The 19,015-nt window shown below is 51.1% G+C and carries 15 protein-coding genes and 1 pseudogene; 10 read left to right on the top strand and 6 right to left on the bottom strand.

Translation table 11 applies throughout. From position 1 onward, the window contains the following. Window positions 1-39: 39 nt before the first annotated feature. The gene (gene roxA, locus A1SC_RS18965) at window positions 40-1,161 is read left to right on the top strand and encodes a [50S ribosomal protein L16]-arginine 3-hydroxylase (RefSeq protein ID WP_000456528.1); all 1,122 of its coding nucleotides are present in this window, start codon (window positions 40-42) and stop codon (window positions 1,159-1,161) included. 48 nt (window positions 1,162-1,209) lie between these two features. Here roxA and pepT read toward each other — a convergent pair whose 3' ends face one another. Beyond that, window positions 1,210-2,436, bottom strand: coding sequence for a peptidase T (gene pepT, locus A1SC_RS18970; protein ID WP_016248603.1), 1,227 nt, complete (start codon window positions 2,434-2,436; stop codon window positions 1,210-1,212). 249 nt (window positions 2,437-2,685) lie between these two features. On the opposite strand from pepT, the gene potA reads away from it, so the two are divergent. The 6 genes and pseudogenes from potA to A1SC_RS0121135 all read left to right on the top strand — a co-directional run bounded on the left by potA (window position 2,686) and on the right by A1SC_RS0121135 (window position 7,792). Further along, window positions 2,686-3,822: a spermidine/putrescine ABC transporter ATP-binding protein PotA gene (potA, locus tag A1SC_RS18975; RefSeq protein ID WP_000531593.1), complete on the top strand. Its 1,137-nt coding sequence runs from the start codon at window positions 2,686-2,688 to the stop codon at window positions 3,820-3,822. Then, window positions 3,806-4,663 carry a spermidine/putrescine ABC transporter permease PotB gene (gene potB, locus A1SC_RS18980; protein WP_000799418.1) on the top strand — a complete coding sequence of 286 codons (858 nt, stop codon included), beginning with the start codon at window positions 3,806-3,808 and terminating at the stop codon, window positions 4,661-4,663. Before potA ends, potB begins: the two co-directional genes overlap by 17 nt. Then, window positions 4,660-5,454 carry a spermidine/putrescine ABC transporter permease PotC gene (gene potC, locus A1SC_RS18985; RefSeq protein ID WP_000580316.1) on the top strand — a complete coding sequence of 265 codons (795 nt, stop codon included), beginning with the start codon at window positions 4,660-4,662 and terminating at the stop codon, window positions 5,452-5,454. Before potB ends, potC begins: the two co-directional genes overlap by 4 nt. Beyond that, complete coding sequence (gene potD / locus A1SC_RS18990) at window positions 5,451-6,497, top strand: spermidine/putrescine ABC transporter substrate-binding protein PotD (RefSeq protein WP_000759322.1); 1,047 nt, start codon at window positions 5,451-5,453, stop codon at window positions 6,495-6,497. Before potC ends, potD begins: the two co-directional genes overlap by 4 nt. Before the next feature lie 58 nt (window positions 6,498-6,555). Further along, complete coding sequence (locus A1SC_RS18995; protein WP_001516204.1) at window positions 6,556-7,011, top strand: DUF3592 domain-containing protein; 456 nt, start codon at window positions 6,556-6,558, stop codon at window positions 7,009-7,011. Beyond that, window positions 7,008-7,792: pseudogene (locus tag A1SC_RS0121135) on the top strand (TPM domain-containing protein). Before A1SC_RS18995 ends, A1SC_RS0121135 begins: the two are co-directional and overlap by 4 nt. Before the next feature lie 138 nt (window positions 7,793-7,930). Here the strand turns inward: A1SC_RS0121135 and cobB are convergent. The 5 genes from cobB to lolC are packed head-to-tail and all read right to left on the bottom strand — an operon-like array spanning window position 7,931 to window position 12,844. Next, a complete protein-coding gene (gene cobB / locus A1SC_RS19000; RefSeq protein ID WP_016261919.1) occupies window positions 7,931-8,752 on the bottom strand; it encodes a Sir2 family NAD+-dependent deacetylase in 822 nt (273 codons plus the stop codon). Window positions 8,753-8,767: 15 nt separating this feature from the next. After that, window positions 8,768-9,679: an N-acetylglucosamine kinase gene (gene nagK / locus A1SC_RS19005; RefSeq protein WP_016261918.1), complete on the bottom strand. Its 912-nt coding sequence runs from the start codon at window positions 9,677-9,679 to the stop codon at window positions 8,768-8,770. A gap of 27 nt (window positions 9,680-9,706) precedes the next feature. After that, complete coding sequence (lolE, locus tag A1SC_RS19010; protein WP_001251382.1) at window positions 9,707-10,951, bottom strand: lipoprotein-releasing ABC transporter permease subunit LolE; 1,245 nt, start codon at window positions 10,949-10,951, stop codon at window positions 9,707-9,709. Then, the gene (gene lolD / locus A1SC_RS19015; RefSeq protein WP_001033706.1) at window positions 10,951-11,652 is read right to left on the bottom strand and encodes a lipoprotein-releasing ABC transporter ATP-binding protein LolD; all 702 of its coding nucleotides are present in this window, start codon (window positions 11,650-11,652) and stop codon (window positions 10,951-10,953) included. Before lolD ends, lolE begins: the two co-directional genes overlap by 1 nt. Beyond that, on the bottom strand, window positions 11,645-12,844 hold the full coding sequence (lolC, locus tag A1SC_RS19020; protein WP_000284703.1) for a lipoprotein-releasing ABC transporter permease subunit LolC: 1,200 nt from the start codon (window positions 12,842-12,844) through the stop codon (window positions 11,645-11,647). Before lolC ends, lolD begins: the two co-directional genes overlap by 8 nt. Window positions 12,845-13,105: 261 nt before the next feature. Here lolC and A1SC_RS19025 point away from each other — a divergent pair, with 261 nt between their 5' ends. The 3 genes from A1SC_RS19025 (at window position 13,106) to ldtC (ending at window position 18,962) form a co-directional block, all read left to right on the top strand. Then, window positions 13,106-14,176: an acyltransferase family protein gene (locus tag A1SC_RS19025; protein WP_000810305.1), complete on the top strand. Its 1,071-nt coding sequence runs from the start codon at window positions 13,106-13,108 to the stop codon at window positions 14,174-14,176. A gap of 127 nt (window positions 14,177-14,303) precedes the next feature. Then, a complete protein-coding gene (mfd, locus tag A1SC_RS19030; RefSeq protein WP_024196607.1) occupies window positions 14,304-17,750 on the top strand; it encodes a transcription-repair coupling factor in 3,447 nt (1,148 codons plus the stop codon). 249 nt (window positions 17,751-17,999) lie between these two features. Further along, window positions 18,000-18,962, top strand: coding sequence for a L,D-transpeptidase LdtC (gene ldtC / locus A1SC_RS19035; RefSeq protein WP_072274906.1), 963 nt, complete (start codon window positions 18,000-18,002; stop codon window positions 18,960-18,962). Window positions 18,963-19,015 lie beyond the last annotated feature (53 nt).

The following is a 19,015-nucleotide window of genomic DNA, read 5'->3' as shown; positions in this document are numbered from 1 at the left end:
TTATAATCGGTTGCAGATACCCGCCTATGGACGCTTAATATGGAATACCAACTTACCCTTAACTGGCCCGATTTTCTTAAACGCCACTGGCAGAAACGTCCGGTGGTGTTAAAACGCGGCTTTAATAATTTTATTGACCCGATCTCTCCAGACGAGCTGGCAGGTCTGGCAATGGAAACGGAAGTCGACAGTCGGCTGGTCAGTCATCAGGATGGCAAATGGCAGGTCAGCCACGGTCCATTCGAAAGCTACGATCATCTCGGTGAGACCAACTGGTCATTGCTGGTGCAGGCAGTGAATCACTGGCATGAGCCAACCGCCGCGCTGATGCGTCCGTTCCGTGAATTACCAGACTGGCGCATTGACGACCTGATGATCTCATTTTCCGTACCTGGCGGCGGCGTCGGTCCACATCTCGATCAGTACGACGTTTTTATTATTCAGGGCACCGGTCGTCGTCGTTGGCGGGTGGGTGAAAAGCTGCAGATGAAGCAACACTGCCCGCATCCGGATCTGCTACAGGTCGAGCCGTTTGAAGCAATTATCGACGAAGAACTGGAGCCAGGCGATATTCTTTATATTCCGCCAGGATTCCCGCACGAAGGCTACGCGCTGGAAAATGCGATGAACTATTCTGTCGGTTTTCGTGCACCGAATACGCGGGAGCTGATCAGCGGTTTTGCCGATTATGTTCTGCAACGTGAACTGGGCGGTAATTATTACAGTGATCCGGATATCCCTCCTCGCGCCCATCCGGCGGACGTTCTGCCGCAGGAGATGGATAAACTGCGTGAGATGATGCTTGAATTGATCAACCAGCCAGAACACTTTAAACAGTGGTTTGGCGAGTTTATCTCCCAGTCACGGCATGAACTGGATATCGCTCCGCCAGAACCGCCTTATCAACCGGATGAAATATACGACGCGCTGAAACAAGGTGATGTACTGGTACGTCTGGGTGGTCTGCGCGTGTTGCGTATTGGTGATGAAGTATATGCTAATGGTGAAAAGATCGATTCTCCACACCGTCCGGCGCTGGAGGCACTCGCCAGCAATATTGCTCTGACCGCCGAGAATTTTGGCGATGCGCTGGAAGATCCATCGTTCCTCGCGATGCTCGCGGCGCTGGTCAATAGCGGGTATTGGTTCTTCGAAGGATAAGTTTGAATCTAAGCCGGATGCGGCATCACATGCCGCATCCCTTTTCGCTTACTTCCGTTGTGCCGTTAACTCGGCAATACGCACGATCACCTGTACCGCTTTTTCCATTCCTTCCAGGGTCACAAACTCATGTTTACCATGATAGTTATAACCGCCAGTAAACAGGTTCGGGCACGGCAATCCCATAAATGACAACTGTGCACCGTCGGTGCCGCCACGGATCGGTTTCAGATCCGGTTCAATATCGCAATCGCGCATCGCCTGCTGGGCGATATCAAGAATATGCGGATGCTCAACGATTTTCTCGCGCATATTGTAGTAGCTGTCTTCAATCACCAGTTCAATGTAGCAGTCAGGGTGTAGCCCTTTGCCCACTTTCTTGGCAATTTCCATCATCTTACGTTTACGCGCTTCAAACTGTTTACGGTCGAAATCACGAATGATGTAGTGCATATCGGCACGCTCAACGGTGCCTTTCATGCTCGTCAGGTGATAAAAACCTTCATAACCTTCGGTAGTTTCCGGGCTTTCATCCGCCGGAACTTCCGCATGAATGCGTGCTGCCAGTGACAGCGCATTAACCATCACGCCTTTTGCCGAGCCAGGGTGAACGTTGTTGCCGACTATTTTGATATTCACCGATGCGGCATTAAAGTTTTCAAACTCCAGTTCACCTACGCCACCGCCATCAACGGTATAAGCCCAACGAGCATCAAAGGCTTCAACATCAAAGTGTTTTGCCCCTTTGCCCACCTCTTCATCTGGCGTAAAGGCGATGCGAATATCGCCGTGTGGAATGTTTTTCTGCTGCAATACTGCCAGCGCGGTCATGATTTCTGCGATACCCGCTTTATCATCTGCACCTAACAAGGTTTTACCATCGGTGGTGATCAACGTCTGCCCCAATAGTTGATGCAGAACCGGGAACATCACCGGTGATAAGACTTCATCACCGATACCCAGCGCGATGTCACCACCGCGATAGTTTTCAACAATTTGCGGATTTACATTTTTACCGCTGCAATCCGGAGAGGTATCCACATGAGAAATAAAGCCAATCGCCGGAATATCGCCTGGAACGTTAGCCGGTAACGTCGCCATCAATGTGCCCTTCTCACTTAAGGTCACATTGATAAGCCCCATCTCTTCAAGCTGATCTTTCAACAGATGCAATAACTTCCACTGGCCTTCCGTGCTGGGAACCTGTCTCACCCCCGCTTTTGATTGGGTATCCAGAGATACGTAGTTCAAAAAACGCTCAAGTAGTTTATCCATGTAGTCACCCTCACTTTTCGTGACAACATTATTAAGAAGCAAGAAAAGACAAATATTGCGTCAGGTCACTTTTACCCCTGCAAGCGGGAATATTTATCAACATTACCTTAATCAATATAAAGCTAAGCCAGTAATTCACAACAAGGATTGGCGATTACGATGGTTTGCCGTAGAATTACCGCCCTCATTAAGAGTCACCAAGGTGGTTAACCACAAACCCCGCATCGGTAAGCCATCCGTTGCGTTTACATGGGACAGAGTAAAAAATTGAATAAACAACCGAGTTCGCTTTCACCGCTGGTGCAATTGGCGGGAATTCGCAAATGTTTTGATGGTAAAGAAGTCATTCCCCAGTTGGATCTGACTATCAACAATGGCGAGTTCCTTACGCTGCTTGGCCCTTCTGGCTGCGGTAAAACAACCGTTCTTCGCCTGATTGCAGGTCTGGAAACTGTTGATTCTGGACGCATCATGCTGGATAACGAGGACATCACCCACGTTCCGGCGGAAAACCGCTATGTGAACACCGTTTTCCAAAGCTACGCGCTATTCCCCCACATGACCGTGTTCGAAAATGTGGCCTTTGGCTTGCGTATGCAAAAAACCCCCGCTGCTGAAATTACGCCTCGCGTGATGGAGGCTCTGCGGATGGTGCAACTGGAGACCTTCGCTCAACGCAAACCGCATCAACTCTCTGGCGGTCAACAGCAACGCGTAGCCATTGCCCGCGCGGTGGTTAACAAGCCTCGCCTGTTGCTGCTGGATGAATCGCTCTCCGCGCTGGATTACAAACTGCGTAAGCAGATGCAGAACGAGCTGAAAGCTTTACAGCGTAAGCTTGGCATTACTTTCGTTTTCGTCACCCACGATCAGGAAGAAGCGCTCACCATGTCGGACAGAATTGTGGTGATGCGCGATGGTCGCATTGAACAAGACGGCACGCCGCGTGAAATTTACGAAGAGCCGAAAAACTTGTTTGTTGCCGGATTCATTGGCGAAATCAATATGTTCAACGCCACGGTGATCGAGCGTCTCGACGAACAACGCGTACGAGCCAACGTTGAAGGCCGCGAATGTAATATCTACGTTAACTTCGCTGTTGAACCAGGGCAAAAGTTGCATGTTTTGCTGCGCCCGGAAGACTTACGCGTTGACGAAATCAACGATGACAACCACGTCGAAGGGCTGATTGGCTACGTTCGCGAACGCAACTACAAAGGTATGACGCTGGAATCAGTTGTCGAACTGGAAAATGGCAAGATGGTGATGGTCAGCGAATTCTTTAATGAAGACGATCCTGACTTTGACCATTCTCTCGACCAGAAAATGGCCATTAATTGGGTAGAAAGCTGGGAGGTTGTACTGGCTGATGAAGAACACAAGTAAGTTCCAGAATGTAGTGATTGTCACTATTGTCGGTTGGCTTGTGTTGTTTGTCTTTCTGCCCAACCTGATGATCATTGGCACCAGCTTTTTGACCCGCGACGACGCCAGTTTCGTCAAAATGGTTTTTACGCTGGAGAACTACGCCCGTCTGCTCGATCCGCTCTATTTTGAAGTGCTGCTGCACTCACTGAATATGGCGCTGATCGCGACTATAGCCTGCCTGGTGCTGGGCTACCCGTTTGCCTGGTTTCTGGCTAAACTGCCACACAAGGTGCGTCCGCTGTTACTGTTTCTGTTGATTGTGCCGTTCTGGACCAACTCACTGATTCGTATCTATGGCCTGAAAATTTTCCTCAGCACCAAAGGCTATCTCAACGAGTTCTTGCTGTGGCTGGGCGTTATTGATACCCCAATTCGCATCATGTTCACCCCCAGCGCGGTGATTATCGGTCTGGTATATATCCTGTTGCCGTTTATGGTGATGCCACTTTATTCCAGTATTGAAAAGCTGGATAAACCATTGCTGGAAGCGGCTCGCGATCTCGGTGCCAGCAAGTTGCAGACTTTTATCCGCATCATCATCCCACTGACCATGCCGGGGATTATTGCCGGATGTCTGTTGGTGATGCTGCCAGCAATGGGCCTGTTCTATGTTTCTGACCTGATGGGCGGTGCGAAAAACCTGCTGATCGGTAACGTCATCAAAGTGCAGTTCCTCAACATTCGCGACTGGCCGTTTGGTGCCGCGACCAGTATTACCCTGACTATCGTAATGGGTCTGATGCTGCTGGTTTACTGGCGCGCTTCTCGTTTGCTGAACAAGAAGGTGGAACTCGAATGATCGGTCGACTGCTCCGCGGCGGTTTTATGACCGCTATCTATGCGTACCTGTATATTCCAATCATCATTTTGATTGTGAACTCCTTTAACAGCTCGCGCTTTGGCATCAACTGGCAGGGTTTTACCACCAAATGGTATAGCCTGCTGATGAACAACGATAGTCTGTTACAAGCAGCGCAACATTCACTGACGATGGCGGTGTTTTCAGCGACATTCGCTACGCTTATTGGCTCACTGACGGCTGTTGCGCTGTACCGCTATCGCTTCCGCGGTAAGCCATTCGTTAGCGGGATGCTGTTTGTGGTAATGATGTCGCCAGATATCGTGATGGCGATTTCCCTGCTGGTGCTGTTTATGCTGCTGGGTATTCAGCTTGGCTTCTGGTCGCTGCTGTTCTCACACATTACCTTCTGCCTGCCATTTGTGGTGGTGACGGTGTATTCGCGTCTGAAAGGCTTTGATGTGCGGATGCTGGAAGCAGCGAAAGATCTCGGTGCCAGCGAGTTCACCATTCTGCGGAAAATCATTCTGCCACTGGCAATGCCAGCGGTGGCGGCGGGTTGGGTGTTAAGCTTTACCCTGTCCATGGACGATGTGGTAGTTTCGTCGTTTGTCACCGGGCCGAGCTATGAAATTCTGCCGTTAAAAATTTATTCGATGGTCAAAGTCGGCGTATCGCCGGAAGTTAACGCGCTGGCAACCATTTTACTGGTGCTGTCGCTGGTGATGGTGATTGCCAGCCAGCTTATTGCTCGTGATAAAACGAAAGGTAACACAGGGGACGTTAAATGAAAAAATGGTCACGCCACCTGCTCGCGGCGGGTGCTCTGGCACTGGGCATGAGCGCCGCTCACGCCGATGACAACAACACGCTGTATTTCTACAACTGGACCGAGTACGTACCGCCAGGACTGCTGGAACAGTTCACTAAAGAAACCGGCATTAAAGTTATCTATTCGACTTATGAGTCGAATGAAACCATGTACGCCAAGCTGAAAACGTACAAAGACGGTGCTTATGACCTGGTGGTTCCTTCAACCTATTACGTCGATAAAATGCGTAAAGAAGGGATGATCCAGAAGATCGACAAGTCGAAGTTAACGAACTTCAGCAACCTCGATCCAGAAATGCTCAACAAGCCATTTGACCCGAATAACGATTACTCCATTCCGTATATCTGGGGCGCGACGGCGATTGGCGTTAACGGTGATGCGGTTGATCCGAAATCCGTGACGAGCTGGGCCGATTTGTGGAAGCCTGAATACAAAGGCAGCCTGCTGCTGACCGACGACGCCCGTGAAGTGTTCCAGATGGCACTGCGTAAGCTGGGTTATTCTGGCAACACCACCGATCCGAAAGAGATTGAAGCCGCGTATAACGAGCTGAAAAAGCTGATGCCAAACGTAGCGGCGTTTAACTCCGATAACCCGGCTAACCCGTACATGGAAGGCGAAGTTAACCTCGGCATGATCTGGAACGGTTCTGCTTTCGTTGCCCGTCAGGCAGGCACGCCAATTGACGTGGTCTGGCCGAAAGAAGGCGGCATTTTCTGGATGGACAGCCTGGCTATTCCGGCAAATGCCAAAAACAAAGAAGGCGCGCTGAAACTGATCAACTTCCTGCTACGTCCGGATGTGGCAAAACAGGTTGCGGAAACTATTGGTTATCCAACACCAAACCTCGCCGCACGTAAACTGTTAAGCCCGGAAGTGGCGAACGACAAGACCCTCTACCCGGATGCCGAAACCATCAAAAATGGCGAATGGCAGAGTGACGTTGGCTCAGCCAGCAGCATTTATGAAGAGTATTATCAGAAGCTGAAAGCAGGACGTTAATTCAGCAAGCGGGCGGAGTTATTACCGCCCGCTTTTTTATTAAGCAAGGATGTTGCTTATGAGTCAGGACAATCAAATTTTATCCCGCGTTTTCCCTGGAGTCGGTCTGATACTCCTCCTTATTTCTATTGTTATCTTTTATAACCAGTTCACCTACAGCAAAAATACTGTACATACCGAAGGGATCATTGTTGATACCGTCTGGCACAATTCACGCCAGATCGGTAATGATGGTTCATGGCATCCTGTTGTCGCATTTCGTCCTACGCCAGACTACACGCTCATTTTCAATTCGAGTATCGGTAGTACTTTTTATGAAGACAGCGAAGGCGATAAAGTTAATGTTTATTATCCTCCAGGACATCCTGAAAAGGCTGAAATAAATAACCCGTGGGTTAATTTTTTCAAATGGGGATTTATCGGCATGATGGGCGTTATTTTTATCGCCGTCGGTTTATTAATCAGTATGCCCTCCTCTAAAAAGACGCGCAGGAAAAGGAAATCCCGCCAATGAAAAAGTTATTTATATTGCTTTACTTACTGATTTTTCTGCCACTGGCGGGAATAAGCCAGCCTGTAATACCCGTAATGAAAACATTCTTTACGGATACCACTGGCACCGTTCCCGATGGCGAGGATATCGCGCGTAAAGCGGAGATCTTTCGTCAACAAACCGGGATTGCGCCATTTATCGTGGTTGTTCCTGACATTAATGAAACCAGTCTCAGGAAAAATGGCAAAGCGATGCTGGTGCATGCGTCATCTTCATTGACTGATGTAAAAGGGAGTGTTCTGTTAATCTTTACTACCCGGGAGCCACGGTTAATTGTGATAACCAACGGCCAGGTTGAAAGCAGTATGGACGATAAACATCTGGGACGGCTGATAGAAAATTACACACTGGCTTATTTAAATGCTGATCTCTGGTATCAGGGTATGAATAATGCACTGGATATTTTACAAGCACAGATATTAAAACAACCGACGCCGCCACTGACATATTATCCGCATCCCGAACAAAAGCATGAGAGTGATCCGCCAGCAGCACCTCGACATTAGGTTTTATCTCCTGGGCTGCAGCGTTTGTCTTATTTTCCAGGATCTTTTACTACACGACACGTTTTATTTATGCGCTAAAATTTGCAGTAGCTATGACTGTTGCCAATATGGGCTATCAGGCTTTATGCCTGTGTATCGATAATAGCTTTACGATTGCCAGAATATCGCCGCTCTGGGCGGTGCTGATTGGTGTCTGTACGTTTTTTGCCGCGCTGTTATGGCCGAGTAAAAGTTAAAAGGGGTCGATAAAATGCGCGTGTATTATGCCGGATGCGGCGTGAACGCCTTATCCGGCCTACAAAACCCACAAATTCAATTAATTGTGCCCTTTTATAGGCCTGATAAGCGTAGCGCATCAGGCAATGACTTCTGCTTTATAAGCCCTTCAGCAACTTCTCAACAAACTCTGGCACGACCTGACTTGCCGGGCCGTAATATTTCTCGGCAAACTCATTGCCAACCAGGCTCGGTTCAAGGTTCAGTTCAACCGTATGCGCGCCATGCAGCTTCGCTTCGTGGACAAATCCTGCTGCCGGATAAACATGCCCGGACGTGCCAATAGCAATGAAAATATCCGCCATCGATAACGCCATATAGATTTCATCCATACCGAACGGCATTTCACCAAACCACACCACGTGTGGGCGCAGCGGTGCCGGAAACTGGCAGCAATGGCATTTATCTTCTGGCGTGACATCGCCCGTCCAGTCGAGCACCTGCCCGCTTTGCGTACAGCGTACTTTCAGCAATTCCCCATGCATATGAATCACATTGGTATTGCCCGCGCGTTCATGCAGGTTATCGATATTCTGCGTCACCAGCAAAAAGTGATCGCCCAGGGCGTCTTGCAGTTTTGCCAATGCAAGATGCGCAGCGTTAGGTTGAATTTCTGGCTGTTGTAGTTGACGGCGACGGGCGTTATAAAATGCCTGTACCAGTTCAGGATCGCGGTTAAAGCCTTCTGGCGTCGCGACATCTTCAACACGATGTTCTTCCCACAGGCCGTCTGCAGCGCGAAAGGTACGAATACCTGATTCCGCAGAAATGCCTGCCCCTGTCAGTACGAGTACTCTTGGTTTTTCCATTGCTTCCGGCACCACTTTATCTCTGAAAAAAATACGCTGACGCAAACGCTCGTGCAGGCGGCGTTTGTTTTTTCGAAAACGACTTAACCGATGACCCCGACGCGACAGCATAGCAACCTCTATTGATTAATCGGTAAGATGTAAGAAGGCAGCTCCACGCATTCCTCCTGCATCCCCGTGACGCGCACGCTCAATGCGTGGGACACGAGCTACAGGTAAGAGATGACGAGGCAACCTGTCCGTTAGTTGCGTTGTGATTGCCGGGAAATTGGATAACCCGCCACCAATGACCAGCAAATCAGGGTCAATGATAGTCAGGATATTTCCCAGACAAACCGCTAATAAATCCAGATAACGCTCAACGTGCGCCCTTGCCTGCTCATCGCCTTGATCGTAAAGCGCAATAATCTCTGGAGCCTGCAACGGTTGATGATAATAATGTTGATACAGCCACGCAAAACCGCGACCAGAAAGATAATTCTCGATACAGCCATGCTGGCCACAACCGCAACGGCGTAACGGGAAATCCAGTCCCATCATGGTTAACGCATCGACCGGCAGACGCATATGCCCAAACTCGCCGGTAATATAGCGTTTTCCCGTCACCGGTTTACCGTTGAATACCAGCCCGCCACCAACGCCAGTACCAAGAATTAACCCCATCACCAACGGATATTGGGTAAATTCCTCATCCCAGGCTTCAGAAAGGACAAAACAGTTGGCATCGTTATTAAGGCGCACATCGCGATCAAGACGTGCGCTCAGGTCGGCACGCAGCGGTTTACCGCTGGCAGCAGGAACATTGACGGCATACAAAGTGCCATCTTCCGTTTCCGGCATTCCAGGAATGCCAATGCCAACAGAACCTTTACAGCCAAAACGCAGGTCAGCTTCGGTCACCAACTCACACACCGCATCTAAAAATGCGTCATAGCTGTCACGCGGCGTCGACACCCGCTTTTCCCATTGCAGTTGCCGATTGTTATCAAACACGCCAAGCGCAATTTTCGTCCCACCAATATCAAACCCGTAATACATTGCCACTCCTTGTTTTAATGTACTGCCTTACTGGCCGCTAAGGACTCGCGCAGGGTCAATATTACTGGCGCGCCGCGCCGGATACCAACTTGCCAAAAGACTCAGCAACAATGCTGTGACCAGTACGTAGAAGACGTCCAGCCAGTGTAATTCCGATGGCAGAAAGTCAATAAAATAGATGTCACTGGAGAGGAACTGATGACCGATCAGACCTTCAATCCACTCAATAATCGGAGTAAGTTGCAGCGAAACCACCACGCCGATAACCACGCCACACAGGCTGCCAAACAGCCCCGCCAGTAGTCCATACCAGACGAAAATAGCGCGAATTAAACCGTCTTTAGCACCCAGCGTTCTCAATACTGCGATATCGCCGCTCTTGTCTTTCACCGCCATCACTAAGGTGGAGACGATGTTGAAACAGGCTACGCCAATCACCAGTACCATTGCCAGATACATAATGGCGCGGATCATCTGGATATCCCGATACATATAGCCGTAAGTACCGATCCAGCTCTTGATATAGACATAGCTGTTGGTCACTTCACCCGCATCGCGTACCAACTTGTTGGCGTTAAAAACATCCGTCATTTTAAGGGCAATACCTGACACACTGGAACCCATATCAAGATATTGTTGAGCGTCCGTCAGCGGGATCATGGCAAAACTGTGATCAAGTTGACCGCTTAGCTGCAAAATTCCGGTAATTTGCAAGCGCACACGTTTCGGCTGCATCAGCTTATGCTCAGGGTTTGAGTTCGGGATCATGATCGACACCCAATCGCCCTGCTTCACTTTCAACGCATCCGCCACGCCTTTGCCGATAATAATCTGCTGTTCACCGGCTTTAAAATTGTTCCAGGCATCTCCCTGGACAAACGATGGCAGCGCGCTCAGTCGCTGTTCCTGCTGTGGGTCAACACCTTTTACCTGCAGAGCGCGCAAATTTGCACCGCTCTCCACCAGCCCCGTGAAATTGATATATGGCGCAGCGGCGGCAATACCCGGCACTTTCTGCACTTTATCCAGTGCTTCTTGCCAGTTCGTCCACGGCTGATTCACCGCTTCAATTTCACCATGCGGCACCACTGCCAGAATGCGGTTGTTCAGTTCACGTTCGAAGCCGTTCATCGCACTTAAACCGACAATCAATACTGCCACGCCCAGGGCAATGCCAATGGTAGAAATAACGGAGATCAGCGACACCATGCCGCCGCGTCGCCGTCCGCGACTAAAACGCAAGCCAATTAATAACGATAAAGGCATCGCCATTACTCCGCCCCCATCAGGCTCAGTTCCGCCGTCAGACGACCATCACGCATTTCCAGTTGACGGCTCATACGTTTCGCCAGTTGCAGATCGTGAGTAACCACCAGAAAGGCAGTGCCCTGCAAGCGATTCAATTCTCCGAGCAACTGGAAGATGCTGTCAGCGTTACGCGCATCGAGGTTACCAGTAGGTTCATCCGCCAGCACCAGACGCGGGTTATTAACCAGCGCCCGGGCAATCGCCACACGCTGACGCTCACCGCCAGAAAGTTCTGACGGGCGGTGATTCGCCCGGTGCTCCAGCCCCACAGCTTTTAACATTTCCAGCGCCCGACTGTTAATTTCAGCAGGCTTTTTCTTGCCAATCAGCAGCGGCATAGCGACGTTTTCCAGCGCGGTAAAGTCCGGCAGCAGGTGGTGGAACTGATAAATAAAGCCCAACTTCTGGTTGCGCAGTTCCGCTTTCGCCGCCGACGACAGTTTGCTCATCGGCTGACCGCTAAAAATCACATCACCGGAGGTTGGCGTATCCAGCCCGCCCAGTAAATGCAGCAAGGTACTTTTGCCAGAACCGGAGCTACCGACAATGGCCATCATTTCGCCTTCGCCCACGCTGAAACTGACATTGTGCAGCACGTCGGTTTGCACACTGCCTTCCTGATAGCGTTTGCACAGGTTGTCGCATTGCAACAGGATCTTATTCATAACGTAAAGCCTCAGCGGGTTGAGTGGCGGCAGCGCGCCAGGAAGGGTAAAGCGTAGAAAGCAGCGCGATAGCCATCGCCACCAGCGCAATAACAATGACCTGTAAAGGTTCGATAGCGACCGGTAACGCCGCGCCATCAAGCAGGACGCCGATTATCGGCATCAGATTATTTAACTGGCTGGCAAGCAGTGCACCAAGCGCAGCGCCCAGGATCGCACCGATAACGCCAGCGCTGGCTCCTTGTACCATAAAGACCATCATGATTTGTCGTGGAGTTAAGCCTTGTGTCTGTAGGATCGCCACTTCGCCCTGCTTCTCCATTACCATCAGCCCCAGCGATGTAATAATGTTAAACGCTGCAACGGCGACAATCAGACTCAGCAGCAGGCCCATCATATTTTTTTCCATGCGCACGGCCTGGAACAACTCGCCTTTACGATCGCGCCAGTCCTGCCACTTGCTGCCTTCTGGCAGTTTTTGCTGGCTTAAAGAGTCGACTTTCAGCGGCTCATCCAGCCACAGACGCCAGCCGGTGATATTACCCGCCGGGTAACGCATCAGACGCGAGGCATCCTCAATATTCACCAGCATTTCATAGCCGTCGACTTCACTGTTGGCAGCAAAAGTGCCAATCACATTGAACAGACGCTGACTTGGAATACGCCCCATCGGCGTAAACTGGCTGGCAGACGGCACCATCACACGGATTTGATCGCCGCGATTGACGCCTAACTGTGAGGCAAGTTGTTCACCGAGGATGACATTATATTTCCCCGGTTCGAGGTCGGCTTGCTTCACATTGACCAGATACGGGGTTAGCGGATCTTTTTGCGCCGGGTCGATACCCAGCATCACCCCGACCGCCACGCTGCGCGCGCTTTGCAGCACCACATCACCTGTAGTGAGAGGCGCAATACGATTTACGCCGTCAAGTTTGACCGCAGTCTCCGGGAGTTGTTGCGGGTTAAGGGAGCCATGCTCCGAAGAGAGAATTGCCTGTGGCATCAGGCCAAGGATGTTGTTTTGCAGTTCGCGCTCAAAACCGTTCATCACTGACAATACCGTGACCAGCGCCATCACCCCGAGGGTAATGCCGATAGTAGAAAGCCAGGAGACGAAACGACCGAAGCGATCCGCTGCACGCCCACGCATGTAACGCAGGCCAATAAATAGAGCGACAGGTTGGTACATGAAATCCGTCTGGTTGCTGTTAGCAAAGACACGAGTATATAAGCGAAAGCAGGATGGGTAAACGCCTGAACTGTAAGTGATCGTCAGGGCTAATCTGAAAAGTATCAGTAAATCAATCGGCTAAAGTGTCTCGTTTTCTCATCTGCCTTGTAACCTGATCTTTATCTGAAAAATAACCAAATACAGACAGATACGCATTACACCACGCCGCTCACCCCGCAGGATCAACGGCATGTTAAATTTTATGAGCGCGTTGTCCTGATGAAACAAAAAGAGCTATGGATTAATCAGATCAAAGGGTTATGTATTTGCCTGGTGGTGGTTTATCACTCGGTTGTTACCTTTTATCCGCATCTGACCACTTTCCAGCATCCGTTATCGGAAGTCTTGAGCAAATGCTGGATCTATTTCAATCTTTACCTTGCACCCTTTCGGATGCCGGTCTTTTTCTTTATATCCGGCTATTTGATTCGCCGCTACATCGACAGCGTGCCGTGGGGTAATTGTGTCGATAAACGCATCTGGAGCATCTTTTGGGTGCTGGCGCTTTGGGGCATTGTCCAGTGGCTGGCGTTGAGCGCGCTCAACCAATGGCTGGCACCAGAGCGCGATTTAAACAATACCGCCAATGCTGCTTATGCCGATTCCACCGGCGAGTTCCTGCATGGGATGGCCACCGCCAGCACCAGCTTGTGGTATCTGTATGCCTTAATCGTCTATTTCGTGGTGTGTAAAGCTTTTAACCGCCAGGCTCTGCCGTTATTCGCCCTGTTTGTACTGATGAGCGTGGCTGTTAATTTCGTTCCCACACCGTGGTGGGGGATGAACAGTGTGATCCGCAATTTGCCTTATTACAGTCTTGGCGCATGGTTTGGCTCAACGTTGATGACCTACGTTAAAGAGGTGCCGCTACGTCGCCATCTGTTGATAGCAGTGCTGCTGGCTGTTCTGGCGATCGGAGCCTGGTTGTTGAACGTGTCGCTACTACTGTCGCTGGTGTCGATTGTGGTGATTATGAAGCTGTTTTATCAGTTCGAGCAGCGCTTCGGTCTGCGTTCCCTCAGCCTGTTGAATGTGATTGGTTCCAACACCATCGCCATCTACACCACCCATCGCATTCTGGTAGAGATATTCAGCTTAAGTCTGATTCCGCAAATAAACGCGGCGCGCTGGTCGCCGCCAATCGAACTGGCGCTCCTGCTGGTTTATCCCTTTGTCAGTTTGTTGATTTGCACACTGGCTGGCTTGCTGGTGCGAAAATTTTCACAACGCGCATTCAACGATCTGTTGTTCTCCCCGCCTTCTCTGCCTGCAACCAGTTACTCTCGCTAAGCCATCGCCCCAGCCGGGGCGATTCAATTTGCTAAACCATGTCGATTCCGGATAATGAACAGCATTGCTTATCAGAGATATGCCCCCATATGTTGAGGCATATCCTAACGAGACTCTGACAACTGTTATGCCTGAACAATATCGTTATACGCTGCCCGTCAAAGCGGGTGAGCAGCGTCTGCTGGGCGAGTTAACCGGAGCTGCCTGCGCGACGCTGGTAGCCGAAATTGCCGAACGTCACGCCGGACCGGTGGTGCTTATTGCACCAGATATGCAAAATGCCCTGCGTTTGCACGATGAAATCAGCCAGTTCACCGACCAGATGGTGATGAACCTGGCGGACTGGGAAACCCTCCCCTACGACAGTTTTTCGCCTCATCAGGACATTATCTCCTCGCGTCTTTCCACCCTTTACCAGTTACCATCAATGCAGCGTGGCGTACTGATTGTTCCGGTGAATACGCTTATGCAGCGCGTTTGCCCGCACAGTTTTCTCCACGGCCATGCGCTGGTAATGAAAAAAGGTCAGCGGTTATCGCGCGATGCATTGCGTACCCAACTGGACAGCGCCGGTTATCGCCATGTTGATCAGGTGATGGAGCACGGCGAATACGCCACGCGTGGTGCGTTGCTGGATCTTTTCCCAATGGGCAGCGAACTGCCTTATCGTCTTGATTTTTTTGATGATGAAATCGACAGCCTGCGGGTATTTGACGTCGACAGCCAGCGCACGCTGGAAGAAGTGGAAGCCATCAACCTGCTGCCCGCACATGAATTTCCGACCGATAAAGCGGCGATTGAGCTGTTCCGCAGTCAGTGGCGCGATACTTTTGAGGTGAAACGCGATCCGGAACATATTTACCAGCAAGTGAGTAAAGGCACGCTGCCTGCCGGGATCGAATACTGGCAGCCGCTGTTCTTCAGCGAACCGCTGCCGCCACTGTTCAGTTATTTCCCGGCCAATACGTTGCTGGTGAATACCGGCGATCTGGAAAACAGTGCCGAACGTTTCCAGGCTGATACGCTGGCGCGTTTTGAAAGTCGCGGCGTCGATCCGATGCGACCGCTATTGCCGCCACAATCGCTCTGGCTGCGAGTGGATGAACTTTTCTCGGCGTTAAAAAACTGGCCTCGCGTGCAGCTTAAAACCGAGCATTTACCGACGAAAGCAGCGAATGCCAATTTAGGTTTTCAGAAACTGCCAGACCTGGCCATTCAGGCGCAACAAAAAGCGCCGCTGGATGCGCTGCGTAAATTTCTCGAATCCTTCGATGGCCCGGTGGTGTTCTCGGTAGAAAGTGAAGGCCGCCGCGAAGCACTCGGGGAACTGCTCGCCCGAATCAAAATTGCCCCGCAACGCATTATGCGTCTCGATGAGGCCAGCGAGCGTGGACGTTATCTGATGATCGGTGCTGCCGAACATGGTTTTATCGATACAGTACGTCATCTGGCGCTGATTTGTGAAAGCGATCTGCTCGGTGAACGTGTTGCCCGTCGTCGTCAGGACTCTCGTCGCGCCATCAACCCAGACACGCTGATCCGCAACCTCGCGGAGCTGCATATCGGCCAGCCAGTTGTTCACCTGGAACATGGCGTCGGGCGCTATGCCGGAATGACCACGCTGGAGGCTGGCGGCATTACGGGCGAGTATCTGATGCTCACCTACGCCAACGACGCCAAACTGTATGTTCCGGTGTCATCGCTGCACCTGATTAGCCGTTACGCCGGTGGCGCAGAAGAAAACGCTCCGCTGCATAAACTTGGCGGAGATGTGTGGTCACGGGCGCGGCAGAAAGCGGCGGAAAAAGTGCGTGATGTGGCAGCGGAACTACTGGATATCTACGCCCAACGCGCTGCCAAAGAAGGCTTCGCGTTTAAACACGATCGCGAACAATATCAATTGTTCTGCGACAGCTTCCCGTTCGAAACCACGCCGGATCAGGCGCAGGCCATCAACGCAGTTCTTAGCGACATGTGTCGGCCACTGGCAATGGATCGTCTGGTGTGCGGTGACGTTGGCTTTGGTAAAACGGAAGTGGCGATGCGTGCCGCTTTCCTGGCGGTGGAAAACCACAAGCAGGTGGCAGTGCTGGTGCCAACCACCCTCCTCGCCCAACAACACTACGACAACTTCCGCGACCGTTTTGCTAACTGGCCGGTGCGCATCGAAATGATCTCCCGTTTCCGCAGCGCCAAAGAACAGGCGCAAATCCTTACGGAAGTGGCGGAAGGGAAAATCGATATTTTGATCGGCACGCACAAACTGCTGCAAAACGACGTCAAGTTTAAAGATTTGGGCTTGCTGATTGTCGATGAAGAACACCGCTTTGGTGTCCGTCATAAAGAACGCATTAAAGCGATGCGCGCGAACGTCGACATACTGACGCTCACCGCGACACCAATTCCGCGCACGCTGAACATGGCAATGAGTGGAATGCGCGATCTGTCAATTATCGCCACACCGCCCGCCCGTCGTCTGGCGGTCAAAACGTTTGTCCGCGAGTACGACAGCCTGGTCGTCCGGGAGGCCGTCCTGCGTGAAATTTTGCGTGGGGGGCAGGTTTATTATCTCTACAATGACGTGGAAAACATCCAGAAAGCCGCCGAACGGCTGGCGGAACTGGTGCCAGAAGCACGAATTGCCATCGGTCACGGGCAGATGCGTGAGCGCGAACTGGAACGGGTGATGAATGATTTCCATCACCAGCGTTTCAACGTGCTGGTTTGTACCACAATTATCGAAACCGGGATCGACATTCCTACCGCCAACACCATTATCATTGAACGCGCGGATCATTTCGGTCTGGCGCAGTTGCACCAGTTGCGCGGTCGCGTCGGACGCTCACACCATCAGGCGTATGCGTGGCTGCTGACGCCACATCCGAAAGCGATGACTCCCGATGCGCAAAAACGTCTCGAGGCGATTGCGTCTCTGGAAGACCTTGGCGCGGGCTTTGCGCTGGCAACTCACGATCTGGAGATTCGCGGTGCGGGTGAACTGCTCGGTGAAGAACAAAGTGGTTCGATGGAAACCATCGGTTTCTCGCTGTATATGGAGTTGCTGGAAAACGCCGTTGATGCGCTGAAAGCCGGACGCGAGCCGTCGCTGGAAGATCTCACCAGCCAGCAAACGGAAGTCGAACTGCGGATGCCGTCGCTACTGCCGGACGATTTCATCCCTGACGTGAATACACGTCTGTCGTTCTATAAACGCATTGCCAGCGCCAAAACGGAAAATGAACTGGAAGAGATCAAAGTAGAGCTTATCGATCGCTTCGGCCTGCTGCCGGATCCGGCACGTACTCTGCTGGAGATTGCCCGCCTGCGTCAGCAAGCGCAGAAGCTGGGGATCCGGAAGCTGGAGGGGAATGAGAAAGGCGGCGTGATCGAATTTGCCGAGAAGAATCACGTGAATCCAGCCTGGTTGATTGGTTTGCTGCAAAAACAGCCGCAGCACTATCGTCTCGATGGCCCGACGCGCCTGAAGTTTATTCAGGATTTGAGCGAGCGGAAACAACGTATCGACTGGGTGCGCCAGTTTATGCGTGAGCTGGAAGAGAACGCCATCGCGTAGTAGTAAATCGGGGGGCGGTTATGCCCCCTTTAGACACAAAGCATAAACAAAATTTGCTACGCTTATCAGGCCTACCGTGTATTGAATTTGCAGGCGGATAAGGCGTTCACACCGCATCGGGCATGAACCAGCATCTCTCCTAATATTTACAAATTCTTTGCACTTCCCTGCACTACCCGACACTGCCACCATTCATAATTCATACTTATTTTTTTATTACAATAACCTTATATTTTTTATGGATTTTTGGTGATGATCAAAACGCGTTTTTCTCGCTGGCTGACGTATTTTACGTTCGCCGCAGCCGTAGCACTGGCGCTACCGGCAAAAGCCAATACCTGGCCGCTGCCGCCTGCGGGTAGTCGTCTGGTTGGTGAAAATAAATTTCATGTGGTGGAGAATGACGGTGGTTCGCTGGAAGCCATCGCCAAAAAATATAACGTCGGTTTCCTGGCGCTGTTACAGGCCAACCCTGGCGTTGATCCGTATGTACCACGAGCCGGAAGCGTGTTAACGATTCCGTTGCAAACGCTGCTGCCGGATGCGCCACGTGAAGGCATTGTGATCAATATTGCAGAGTTACGTCTCTATTATTATCCACCGGGTAAAAATTCGGTGACCGTATATCCGATCGGCATTGGCCAGTTAGGCGGAGACACATTGACGCCAACAATGGTAACTACCGTTTCGGACAAGCGAGCTAACCCAACATGGACACCTACCGCAAACATCCGCGCCCGTTATAAAGCCCAGGGCATCGAACTTCCGGCTGTTGTTCCGGCAGGACCGGATAATCCGATGGGTCATCATGCGATCCGTCTGGCGGCCTATGGCGGCGTTTATTTGCTTCACGGTACAAACGCCGATTTCGGCATTGGTATGCGGGTAAGTTCCGGCTGTATTCGTCTGCGCGATGACGATATCAAAACACTTTTCAGCCAGGTCACCCCTGGCACCAAAGTGAACATTATCAACACACCGATTAAAGTCTCTGCCGAGCCAAATGGCGCACGCCTGGTAGAAGTGCATCAGCCTCTGTCAGAGAAGATTGATGACGATCCGCAATTGTTGCCGATTACGCTCAATAGTGCGATGCAGGCATTTAAAAATGCAGCGCAAACTGACGCCGAAGTAATGCAGCATGTGATGGATGTACGTTCAGGAATGCCGGTGGATGTACGCCGTCATCAAGTGAACCAACAAGCGTTGTAAATACCGGATAAAAAAATCCCCGCGGCACGGCATGTCGCGGGGAAAAAAAGCAG

It is taken from the genome of Escherichia sp. KTE52 (genome assembly GCF_000408325.1).
Classification (GTDB): domain Bacteria; phylum Pseudomonadota; class Gammaproteobacteria; order Enterobacterales; family Enterobacteriaceae; genus Escherichia; species Escherichia marmotae.
This window is presented reverse-complemented; position numbering and strand designations above follow the sequence as displayed.

Coding starts and splice junctions, on each gene's coding strand:
- roxA (WP_000456528.1), top strand. CDS start 40: ATGGAATACCAACTTACCCTTAACTGGCCCGATTTTCTTAAACGCCAC.
- pepT (WP_016248603.1), bottom strand. CDS start 2,436: ATGGATAAACTACTTGAGCGTTTTTTGAACTACGTATCTCTGGATACC.
- potA (WP_000531593.1), top strand. CDS start 2,686: ATGGGACAGAGTAAAAAATTGAATAAACAACCGAGTTCGCTTTCACCG.
- potB (WP_000799418.1), top strand. CDS start 3,806: ATGAAGAACACAAGTAAGTTCCAGAATGTAGTGATTGTCACTATTGTC.
- potC (WP_000580316.1), top strand. CDS start 4,660: ATGATCGGTCGACTGCTCCGCGGCGGTTTTATGACCGCTATCTATGCG.
- potD (WP_000759322.1), top strand. CDS start 5,451: ATGAAAAAATGGTCACGCCACCTGCTCGCGGCGGGTGCTCTGGCACTG.
- A1SC_RS18995 (WP_001516204.1), top strand. CDS start 6,556: ATGAGTCAGGACAATCAAATTTTATCCCGCGTTTTCCCTGGAGTCGGT.
- cobB (WP_016261919.1), bottom strand. CDS start 8,752: ATGCTGTCGCGTCGGGGTCATCGGTTAAGTCGTTTTCGAAAAAACAAA.
- nagK (WP_016261918.1), bottom strand. CDS start 9,679: ATGTATTACGGGTTTGATATTGGTGGGACGAAAATTGCGCTTGGCGTG.
- lolE (WP_001251382.1), bottom strand. CDS start 10,951: ATGGCGATGCCTTTATCGTTATTAATTGGCTTGCGTTTTAGTCGCGGA.
- lolD (WP_001033706.1), bottom strand. CDS start 11,652: ATGAATAAGATCCTGTTGCAATGCGACAACCTGTGCAAACGCTATCAG.
- lolC (WP_000284703.1), bottom strand. CDS start 12,844: ATGTACCAACCTGTCGCTCTATTTATTGGCCTGCGTTACATGCGTGGG.
- A1SC_RS19025 (WP_000810305.1), top strand. CDS start 13,106: ATGAAACAAAAAGAGCTATGGATTAATCAGATCAAAGGGTTATGTATT.
- mfd (WP_024196607.1), top strand. CDS start 14,304: ATGCCTGAACAATATCGTTATACGCTGCCCGTCAAAGCGGGTGAGCAG.